At 70.3% G+C, this 7,769-nt stretch carries 5 protein-coding genes and 1 tRNA gene; 1 reads left to right on the forward strand and 5 read right to left on the reverse strand.

Going from position 1 to position 7,769, the window contains the following annotated elements; all coding sequences use genetic code 11:
* Positions 1 to 76: 76 nt before the first annotated feature.
* The 5 genes from ACQKIP_RS33585 to ACQKIP_RS33605 all read right to left on the reverse strand — a co-directional run bounded on the left by ACQKIP_RS33585 (position 77) and on the right by ACQKIP_RS33605 (position 3,639).
* A tRNA-Gln gene (locus ACQKIP_RS33585) sits at positions 77 to 148 on the reverse strand.
* A gap of 89 nt (positions 149 to 237) precedes the next feature.
* Positions 238 to 963: an HAD family hydrolase gene (locus ACQKIP_RS33590; RefSeq protein ID WP_365864816.1), complete on the reverse strand. Its 726-nt coding sequence runs from the start codon at positions 961 to 963 to the stop codon at positions 238 to 240.
* Positions 964 to 1,037: 74 nt separating this feature from the next.
* Complete coding sequence (gltX, locus tag ACQKIP_RS33595; protein WP_365864818.1) at positions 1,038 to 2,519, reverse strand: glutamate--tRNA ligase; 1,482 nt, start codon at positions 2,517 to 2,519, stop codon at positions 1,038 to 1,040.
* Entirely contained in the window at positions 2,512 to 3,300 is a 789-nt protein-coding gene (locus ACQKIP_RS33600) for a fumarylacetoacetate hydrolase family protein (RefSeq protein ID WP_365864820.1), read from the reverse strand. Before ACQKIP_RS33600 ends, gltX begins: the two co-directional genes overlap by 8 nt.
* A 138-nt stretch (positions 3,301 to 3,438) precedes the next feature.
* Positions 3,439 to 3,639 carry a hypothetical protein gene (locus tag ACQKIP_RS33605; protein ID WP_365864822.1) on the reverse strand — a complete coding sequence of 67 codons (201 nt, stop codon included), beginning with the start codon at positions 3,637 to 3,639 and terminating at the stop codon, positions 3,439 to 3,441.
* A 575-nt stretch (positions 3,640 to 4,214) separates the two neighbouring features.
* Between ACQKIP_RS33605 and ACQKIP_RS33610 the strand changes: the two genes are divergently transcribed.
* The coding region (locus tag ACQKIP_RS33610; protein WP_427745014.1) for a nitrate- and nitrite sensing domain-containing protein at positions 4,215 to 7,769 on the forward strand (3,555 nt) is incomplete at its 3' end.

Here is a 7,769-nt window from a genome sequence, read left to right on the forward strand (position 1 = left end):
AACCGGCGCTACCGCCTTGAGAGGGCGGCGTGCTAGGCCGCTACACAACGGGGGCGTTGCAGATAAGCTCTGCGAGCTGGCCTACCAGGACTCGAACCTAGACTAACGGAACCAGAAACCGTCGTGCTGCCAATTACACCATAGGCCATCGATACGCAACCCCTTCAAGGGGTTTTGCTTCGATTTACGTCTCCCTGTCCGGACCTTTCGGCCTTCTCGGGCGGCGCAGGAAGAACATTACCCGAAGGTGGACGGCGCTCCAAAACGGGTATCGCCGCGGAGCAGCGGGGGCAGGTCGGTGAGCCGCGAGATGCGGTGCACGCCCGACGGACCTTCCTGGACGGCGCTGTTGCGGTCGAGCCAGATCCCGAGAAGGCCCGCGTCCCGAGCGCCTCTTGCGTCGATCTCCGGCTGGTCCCCGACGTAGGCGACCTCCCCGGGCTCCAGGCCCATCGTGGTGCACACCGCGAGGAAGGCTTCCGCCGCGGGCTTGGAGACGCCGAGTTCGGCGGCGCACAGGACGGACTCGAAGCGGTCGCGCACGCCGAGGACGCGCAGCTTGCGGTCCTGGACGACCAGGGCGGAGTTGGAGAGGACCGCGTGACGATAGTCACCGGCGAGGGTGTCAAGGACGGGGACGGTGTCGGGGAAGAGCTGCCACGCGGATTCGTAGTGGACGAGATAGCGCGCGAACCAGGCGTCCGCGTCCCGGTCGCTCAGGACGTCGTCGAGGAACTCGCGTACGCGGTCGCGCCGCTGGTCCTCGAAATCGATTCCTCCGGCGCTGAAGCGCGCCCAGTGCCGCTCGGTGATCTCTTTCCACAGGACGAGGGCACGCTCGGCGGTCTCGTACCGCTCGATGATCCCTTCGGCGGTGAGATGGGCGTGCATGCCCGCAGCGTCGGCGTGCGCGTAATCGAAGATCGTGTCATCGACGTCCCAGACCACGGCTTTGATCGGCATGCGTCCGACGGTATGCGAAGGACCCGGAAGCTGTCGTGGCTTCCGGGTCCTTCGGTCCGTCCGTGCGTGCGCGCCTACGCGGCCAGCTTGGCCAGGGCCGCGTCGATGCGGGTCAGCGACTTCTCCTTGCCCAGGATCTCCAGGGACTCGAAGAGGGGCAGGCCGACCGTGCGGCCGGTGACGGCCACGCGGACCGGGGCCTGGGCCTTGCCGAGCTTCAGGCCGTGCTCCTCGCCGGCGGCCAGGACGGCCTCCTTGAGGGACTCGGGGGACGTCCAGTCGGCCGCGTCGAGCTTGGCGCGGGCCGTCGTCAGGAGCGCGGCCGGGTCGCCCTTGCCCATGGCCTTGGTCCAGGACGCTTCGTCTTCGACGGGCTCGTCGAGGAAGAGGAAGTCCACGTTCTCCGTGATCTCGGAGAGGACCTTGATCCGGGTCTGGGCGTGGGGGGCGATGGCCTCCCAGGCCGCCTGGTCGAAGGCTTCGGGGGCCCAGTTGGCGTGCGGGGCACTGAGCCAGGGCTCGCAGGCCGCCGCGAACGCCTTCACGTCCAGCATGCGGATGTGGTCGGCGTTGATCGCCTCGGCCTTCTTCAGGTCGAAGCGGGCCGGGTTGGCGTTCACGTCCGCCAGGTCGAACTTGGCGACCATCTCGGGGATCGTGAAGACGTCCTGGTCCGCGGAGAACGACCAGCCCAGGAGGGACAGGTAGTTGAGGAGGCCCTCGGGCAGGAAGCCGCGCTCGCGGTAGAGGTTGAGCGAGGCCTGGGGGTCGCGCTTGCTCAGCTTCTTGTTGCCCTCGCCCATGACGTACGGGAGGTGGCCGAAGGCCGGGATCTCCTTGGCGACGCCCAGGTCGGCGAGCGCCTTGTAGAGGGCGATCTGCCGGGGGGTCGAGGAGAGCAGGTCCTCGCCGCGCAGGACGTGGGTGATCTCCATCAGGGCGTCGTCGACCGGGTTCACCAGGGTGTAGAGCGGTGCTCCGTTGGCGCGCACGATGCCGTAGTCCGGGAGGTTCTCCGGCTGGACGGTGATCTCGCCGCGGACCAGGTCCGTGAACGTGATCGCCTCGTCGGGCATGCGGAAGCGGACGATGGGCTTGCGGCCCTCCGTCTCGTACGCGGCGCGCTGCTCGGTGGTCAGGTCGCGGCAGTGGCCGTCGTAGCCGGACGGCTTGCCGGCGGCGCGGGCGGCCTCGCGGCGGCTGTCCAGCTCCTCCGTGGAGCAGTAGCAGTAGTACGCGCGGCCCGCGTCCAGGAGCTTGGCGGCGACGTCCTGGTAGATGTCCATGCGCTGCGACTGGCGGTACGGCGCGTGCGGGCCGCCGACCTCGGGGCCCTCGTCCCAGTCGAAGCCCAGCCAGCGCATCGCCTCGAGCAGCTGCTCGTACGACTCCTCGGAGTCACGGGCCGCGTCGGTGTCCTCGATGCGGAAGACCAGGGAGCCCTCGTTGTGCCGGGCGTAGGCCCAGTTGAAGAGAGCGGTGCGGACCAGGCCCACGTGGGGGTTGCCGGTCGGCGAGGGACAGAACCGTACGCGTACGGGGGTCGCGTTAGCCACGCTTGATCACCTTGTTGGTGAGAGTGCCGATGCCTTCGATGGTGACGGCGACCTCGTCGCCGACGTTGAGGGAGCCGACCCCTGCCGGGGTGCCCGTGAGGATGACGTCGCCCGGGAGCAGCGTCATGGCCTCGGAGATGTGCACGATCAGGTCCTCGATGGAGCGGACCATGTCGGTCGTACGCCCCAGCTGGCGCTGTTCGCCGTTGACCGTGCACTGGATGGTGAGGTCGGAGGGGTCCAGGTCGGTCTCCACCCAGGGGCCGAGCGGGCAGGAGGAGTCGAAGCCCTTGGCCCTGGCCCACTGCTTCTCGCGCTGCTGCACGTCACGCGCGGTGACGTCGTTCGCGCAGGTGTAGCCGAGGATGACGTCGCGGGCGCGCTCACGCGGGACCTCGCGGCACATGCGGCCGATGACCACGGCGAGCTCGGCCTCGTAGTGCACCTCCTGCGAGAAGGAGGGGTACGCGATGGCGTCGCCGGGGCCGATCACCGAGGTGGACGGCTTGAAGAAGGCCACCGGGATGTCGGGGACCTCGTTGCCGAGCTCCGCCGCGTGGTCGGCGTAGTTGCGGCCGATGCCCACGACCTTGTTGGGGAGCACCGGGGGCAGCAGCCTGACCTTGCTCATCGGGACCTTCGTGCCGGAGAGCTCGAAGTCCGCGAACGGGATGCCCTTGATGATGTCGAGGACGAGCCCGTCGGTCGTTCCGGGGGGACTTTCGCCCTCGACCGCGCCGAAGGCGACGTTGCCGTCGATGGAGAACCTGGCGATGCGCAAGAGCGGTGCCCTTTGCTGGAGGGAGAGACTGGACACCCCAGGCTAACGCGGCGTGGCCAGGCCAGGCCTCCTGCGACCCCGCGGCTGCGCCCCCTCGATCGCGCCGCGCGCTCGTCCCCGAATGCCGGACGGGCTGAACTACACCCCGGCCGGGGTGAACTGCTCCGGCGCGTCCATCAGGACCGTGCGCTTGGGGTTGGCCGTCACCGTCGGCAGTTCCAGTGCGTGGTCGGGCTGCTCGGCGGCCGGGGCGACCTCCTGCGCGTCCGTGAGGTGGGCGAGGGTGGTGCGGCGCGGGTTGGCTATGTTGCGGAACATCGCCGACTTCACAGTCTTCATCTGCTGTTCGGATCCTGTCGGTTGAGGCGCCCTGGGCGGGCACCGGTTGTCGGATTCGCCATCCCTGTAAAGCGTCAGGCTAAACATCCAATTCCCGGCGAAAGCTTTGGGGAGGCCTTGATCTTGATGTGAGTTTGCTCACGACTGAGCGGGCAAATGGGTCAATTCAGGCCCGTGAAGGCCTTGTTGGAATCGGACATTGCGCCACTGAAGCCATCATTCCGCTCCCGATCATGAAGACTGGGACACCTGCAGCGCGTAGCTTTCTTGGGCGCAATGGTCCGATTTGCCCTGGATAACTTTCTACGTCTCGTGACCCGCCCCTCACGCCGTGTCACGGACGTCGCGACGCGACACACGGGCCTTGTTGGAGATCCTGCACTGTGCTGGAATTCCCGGGACCGCCGCGGGATCGAAACCGGCGCGCAGGGGCGCAACGCAGCGCCGAGTGGCGGCGGGAAAGGGGAGCCAGCGCCGGTCACTCACGACCACCATGGGGCGTTCTGCGCCCCACGACGCCGACACCGTCCCGCCGTTTGTGCGGAGGGACGCCTGGTCCAGAGGTTGCGACGCTAGTGCAGGGACGTTTCAAGAGGGATGGCAGCAGCGCTGCGGCAGAGCCGGAGCGCGGCGGGACCGACCGCGGCTCCTCGGCCCAGCACGCCCAGAACCCCGGGCAGGCACCCGGCGACGGTGGCCCCAGTGCCGTGCGCGGTCCGGGCGGCGGCACGAGCCTGCCCACGGCCACCGCGCCGGCGGGGGGCACGACGGGCACCGCGAAATCGCCCACCGGGCCCGGCTCCCGAATAGCCCTGCGCAACTGGCGCATCTCCACCCGACTTGTCTCGCTGCTCGCGCTCCCCGTGATCACGGCGACCTCGCTCGGTGCTCTTCGTATCAATGAGTCGATGGACGAGATCCAGCAGCTCAACAACATGAAGATGCTGACCGACATGACCAAGCGGGCCACCGAGCTGGCCTCCGCGCTCCAGGAGGAGCGCGACCGCTCGGCAGGACCCCTCGCGCACGGCGCGAAGTCGTCGGACTACGTGGTCAAGGGCTCCCGGCAGAAGACCGACCGCGCGTACAACCGTTTCCTCCAGGAGACGCAGGAGCTCGACAACACCGACGGCGACAAGGGCCTCTCCGGCGTCCGTGCGAACACCGTCGAGATCACCCAGCAGCTGCAGAAGATCAGCGACGTACGCAAGAACGCGTACGGGGACCAGAACTCCACGTCGCAGACGGTCGACGCCTACAGCCAGCTCATCGACCAGCTGCTCTCCCTGTCCTCGGACATGGCACAGGCGACCAGCAACCCGGACATGATCCAGCGCACCCGCGCCCTGACGGCGTTCTCCTCCGCCAAGGAGTACGCCTCGGTGCAGCGCGCGATCATCGCCGCCTCGCTCCCCGCGGGCGACAGCACGTTCGGCAAGATCTCCGAGACCGACCGGCGCTACGGCTTCGCCGCCCTCGACAAGGAGGGCTCGGAGCTCCAGGCCTTCAAGGGCATCTACGCGGGCAACGCCGACGAGCTGACCAAGCCCATCGACGGCGGCAACTCGTCCATCAAGGGCGCCGACTCCTACGCCAAGCGTGTGCTTGAGCAGGAGGGCGGCATCAAGCTCCAGGACAAGCGCTCGTACAAGGACTGGGTGGACGCGGACACCACCAAGATCGATGCGATGTCCAAGATCGAGCTCACGCTGCTCAACGAGATGGAGCAGAACGCCCGCGAGCTGCGCAACGAGTCCGAGCAGGCCGCCATCCTCAACGGTGCGCTGATCCTGCTCGTCCTCGGTGTCTCGCTCGTCGGCGCCTTCGTCGTGGCCCGGTCCATGATCCGCTCGCTGCGGCGCCTCCAGGACACCGCGACCAAGGTCGCCCAGGACCGGCTGCCCGAGCTGGTCAAGCAGCTCTCCGAGGCCGACCCGCAGGACGTCGACACCTCCGTCGAGTCCGTCGGCGTGCACTCCAGGGACGAGATCGGCCAGGTGGCCGCGGCCTTCGACGACGTGCACCGCGAGGCCGTCCGCCTCGCCGCCGAGCAGGCGCTGCTGCGAGGCAACGTCAACGCGATGTTCACCAACCTCTCGCGCCGTTCGCAGGGCCTCATCCAGCGCCAGCTCTCGCTCATCTCCGAGCTGGAGTCGCGCGAGGCCGATCCGGACCAGCTGTCCTCGCTCTTCAAGCTCGACCACCTCGCCACCCGCATGCGCCGTAACGGCGAGAACCTCCTCGTCCTCGCCGGTGAAGAGCCCGGCCGCCGCTGGACCCGGCCGGTTCCGCTCGTCGACGTGCTGCGTGCCGCCGCGTCCGAGGTGGAGCAGTACGAGCGCATCGAGCTCTCCGCGGTGCCGACGACCGAGGTCGCCGGACGCGTGGTCAACGACCTCGTGCACCTGCTCGCCGAGCTCCTGGAGAACGCGACGTCGTTCTCCTCGCCGCAGACCAAGGTCAAGGTCACCGGTCACGCGCTGCCCGACGGGCGCGTGCTCATCGAGATCCACGACACCGGCATCGGCCTCTCCCCCGAGGACCTCGCCGCGATCAACGAGCGGCTCGCCTCGCCGCCCACCGTGGACGTCTCGGTCTCGCGCCGCATGGGTCTGTTCGTGGTCGGCCGCCTTTCGCAGCGCCACGGCATCCGCATCCAGCTCCGTCCTTCGGACTCCGGCGGTACGACCGCGCTCGTCATGCTGCCCATCGATGTCGCCCAGGGCGGCAAGAAGGCGCCGAACAAGCCCGGTACGCCCGGCCCCGGCCAGAGCGGCGGCCCTGTCGCCGCGCAGGCTTCGGCCGGTGCGGCCGCCGCGCGCCGCGGTGTCGGCGCCGGCAGCGGAGCGCCCGGCTCGGCTCCCGCGGGTTCCGCGGGCCGGCTCGGTGCGGGTCCGCCCCGTGGTCAGGTCACGGGATCGGGGCCGCGGGCCGCGCTGCCGTCGCGTGACGCGGGGCCGCGGACCGGTTCGCCGTCCGCTCCGGCCGGGCCTTCGGGCCAGCAGCCTTCCCGGCAGGGACCGCCCGGATTCGGGGCCGGTGCCCCGGGCAGCTCCGGCGGCAGCCTCTTCGAGGGCGGGCAGGGCAGTGGCCGCGGGCAGTCCTCCGCGCCGCAGCCTCCGGTGCCGCAGCAGCGTACGAACCCGGTGCCTCCGGCCGGGCCCGCGAACCCGTCGAACCCCGCGAACCCCTCGGCGAACAACGCCGGGGACCAGGGGCGCCGCCCGCAGCTGCCGCCGCGCGGTGGTCCGCGTGCCGAGCTTCCCGGCGGCAACCCGCAGCCCCGCGTGCCCAGTTGGAGCGACGAGAACGCGCAGCCGCAGGTCTCGCGCGAGCCGTTCGACACCCCGCGCGGGCACGAGGAGCCGGAGTCCACGGGGCAGTTCCCGCAGCACTCCCCGGCCGACGCGGGCATCCAGGGCCCCGGTTCGACCGCCGAGTTCGCGCGGCCGGACTTCAACGGTCCGCCGCCGGGCACGGGCGCGCCGCAGCACACCGGGCAGCAGGGTCCCGGCCAGGGCGGCCAGCAGGGCACCGGGCAGTTCGTACGCCCGGACGTCTTCGGCAGGCAGGGCGGTCAGGGCAACCAGGGCGGGCTCGGCAACCAGGGCGGCCAGGGCAACCAGGACGCCTCCTCCGGCACGGGCCAGTTCCAGCGTCCCGGCACCAGCGCCCCCGGCTACAACAGCGAGCCTGCCGGGCGCGGTCAGGGTCCCGGCCAGGGGCAGAGCCAGGGCGGCCGGCTCGGCATCCCGCCGGTGCCGCCGCAGGCCTCGCAGCCGCAGCAGCCCCAGCAGCCCGCGCAGCCGGAGGGCTTGCCGCCCGCCGGTCCCGGCGACGGCCGCACCCCGCTGTTCGACACGCTGGAGACCAACTGGTTCCAGCAGCAACAGCAGCAGGGCTACCAGGCCCCGCAGGGCGGCGACCGCTCCCCCGAGCAGCAGCAGCCCCAGCGCCCGCAGCCGTCGTCACCCCTCCCGTCGCGGCCCCGGGCGCAGGAGCCGCAGACCCCGGCCGCACCCCGGCGCCCGGCGCAGGCCCCCGCTCCCGCGTCCAACGGAACCGGCGGCGGCAACAACATCAATGGCGTCACGCACGGCAGCGCCGCCAACTGGCGCACTTCGCCCAAC

Origin of the sequence: Streptomyces sp. NPDC059900, assembly GCF_050270335.1 — a bacterium.
GTDB lineage: Bacteria > Actinomycetota > Actinomycetes > Streptomycetales > Streptomycetaceae > Streptomyces.

What these genes read in the sequence shown, in the direction of transcription:
- ACQKIP_RS33590 (WP_365864816.1), bottom strand. Translation starts at nt 963, where the DNA reads ATGCCGATCAAAGCCGTGGTCTGGGACGTCGATGACACGATCTTCGAT.
- ACQKIP_RS33605 (WP_365864822.1), bottom strand. Translation starts at nt 3,639, where the DNA reads ATGAAGACTGTGAAGTCGGCGATGTTCCGCAACATAGCCAACCCGCGC.